A 2,076-nucleotide genomic window follows, 5' to 3' on the forward strand; every position below is an offset into this window, starting at 1 on the left:
AACCAGCCGTGGAGGCCACACGAGTGAGAATGCAGGCATGAGTAGCGAAAGACGGGTGAGAAACCCGTCCTCCGAAAGACCAAGGGTTCCAGGGCCAGGTTAATCCGCCCTGGGTAAGTCGGGACCTAAGGCGAGGCCGACAGGCGTAGTCGATGGACAACGGGTTGATATTCCCGTACCGGCGAAGAACCGCCCAAGCTAATCCAGTGGTGCTAAGAGTCCTAACCCGGCTGAGTGGATCCCTTCGGGGTGATGCCGGCCGGTCTAACGCTCGACCCCATGCTGGTGCGGTTAACGTATTAACAGGTGTGACGCAGGAAGGTAGCTGAGCCAGGCGATGGTATCCGTAAGGTGAACCTGGTGTAAGGATGTAGGGCTGACGATAGGCAAATCCGTCGTCAATGCGCCTGAGATCCGATGCGTACCCCGATTGGGGGAAATCAGTGATCCTATGCTGCCGAGAAAAGCATCGACGTGAGGTTCAAGCCGCCCGTACCCCAAACCGACTCAGGTGGTCAGGTAGAGAATACCAAGGAGATCGAGAGAATCGTGGTTAAGGAACTCGGCAAAATGCCCCCGTAACTTCGGGAGAAGGGGGGCCGGAACCGTGATGGGATTTACTCCCGGAGCGGGAAAGGCCGCAGAGACCAGTGGGAAGCGACTGTTTACTAAAAACACAGGTCCGTGCCAAGTCGCAAGACGATGTATACGGACTGACGCCTGCCCGGTGCTGGAAGGTTAAGAGGAACGGTTAGCGCAAGCGAAGCTGAGAATTTAAGCCCCAGTAAACGGCGGTGGTAACTATAACCATCCTAAGGTAGCGAAATTCCTTGTCGGGTAAGTTCCGACCTGCACGAATGGCGTAACGACTTCCCAGCTGTCTCAACCGCGAACTCGGCGAAATTGCACTACGAGTAAAGATGCTCGTTACGCGCAGCAGGACGGAAAGACCCCGTGACCTTTACTACAGCTTGGTATTGGTGTTCGGAGTGGCTTGTGTAGGATAGGTGGGAGACTGTGAAGCTTGGACGCTAGTTCAGGTGGAGTCATTGTTGAAATACCACTCTGGTCACTTTGGATATCTAACTACGAACCGTGATCCGGTTCTGGGACAGTGCCTGGTGGGTAGTTTAACTGGGGCGGTTGCCTCCCAAAAAGTAACGGAGGCGCCCAAAGGTTCCCTCAACCTGGTTGGCAATCAGGTGTCGAGTGTAAGTGCACAAGGGAGCTTGACTGTGAGACTGACAAGTCGAGCAGGGACGAAAGTCGGGACTAGTGATCCGGCAGTGGCTTGTGGAAGCGCTGTCGCTCAACGGATAAAAGGTACCTCGGGGATAACAGGCTGATCTTGCCCAAGAGTCCATATCGACGGCATGGTTTGGCACCTCGATGTCGGCTCGTCGCATCCTGGGGCTGGAGTAGGTCCCAAGGGTTGGGCTGTTCGCCCATTAAAGCGGTACGCGAGCTGGGTTTAGAACGTCGTGAGACAGTTCGGTCCCTATCCGCTGCGCGCGTAGGAAATTTGAGAAGATCTATCCCTAGTACGAGAGGACCGGGATGGACGAACCTCTGGTGTGTCAGTTGTCCTGCCAAGGGCACCGCTGATTAGCTACGTTCGGAACGGATAACCGCTGAAAGCATCTAAGCGGGAAGCCGGCTTCGAGATGAGATTTCCATACCCTTAGGGGTGAGAGGCTCCCAGCTAGACTACTGGGTTGATAGGCCGGATGTGGAAGTGGGGACTAACGACCCATGGAGCTGACCGGTACTAATAAGCCGATAACTTGACAACACTCCCTCCCTGTAGAGGTGGGGGAAAGCTGCTTGCGTCCACTATGTGGTTCCCGAAATACGGTCGGGAACAACTCAACAGAACACTCATCCGTCCCCTGGGGCGGGTGCATGGTCTAAAAACAGACTTCACCACCAGTAATGGTGTGTGGTAAATGTTTCGGCGGCCATAGCGAGAGGGAAACGCCCGGTCACATTCCGAACCCGGAAGCTAAGACTCTCAGCGCCGATGGTACTGCAAGGGGGACCTTGTGGGAGAGTAGGACACCGCCGGACTCCTTTTAG

General features: G+C 55.3%; 2 rRNA genes. Both read left to right on the plus strand.

Going from position 1 to position 2,076, the window contains the following annotated elements:
- Nucleotides 1-1,792, plus strand: a 23S ribosomal RNA gene (locus SZ60_RS12925); the annotation flags it as partial.
- A gap of 158 nt (nucleotides 1,793-1,950) precedes the next feature.
- A 5S ribosomal RNA gene (gene rrf, locus SZ60_RS12930) occupies nucleotides 1,951-2,067 on the plus strand.
- Nucleotides 2,068-2,076 lie beyond the last annotated feature (9 nt).

Source organism: Frigoribacterium sp. MEB024 (assembly GCF_000878135.1).
GTDB lineage: Bacteria > Actinomycetota > Actinomycetes > Actinomycetales > Microbacteriaceae > Frigoribacterium.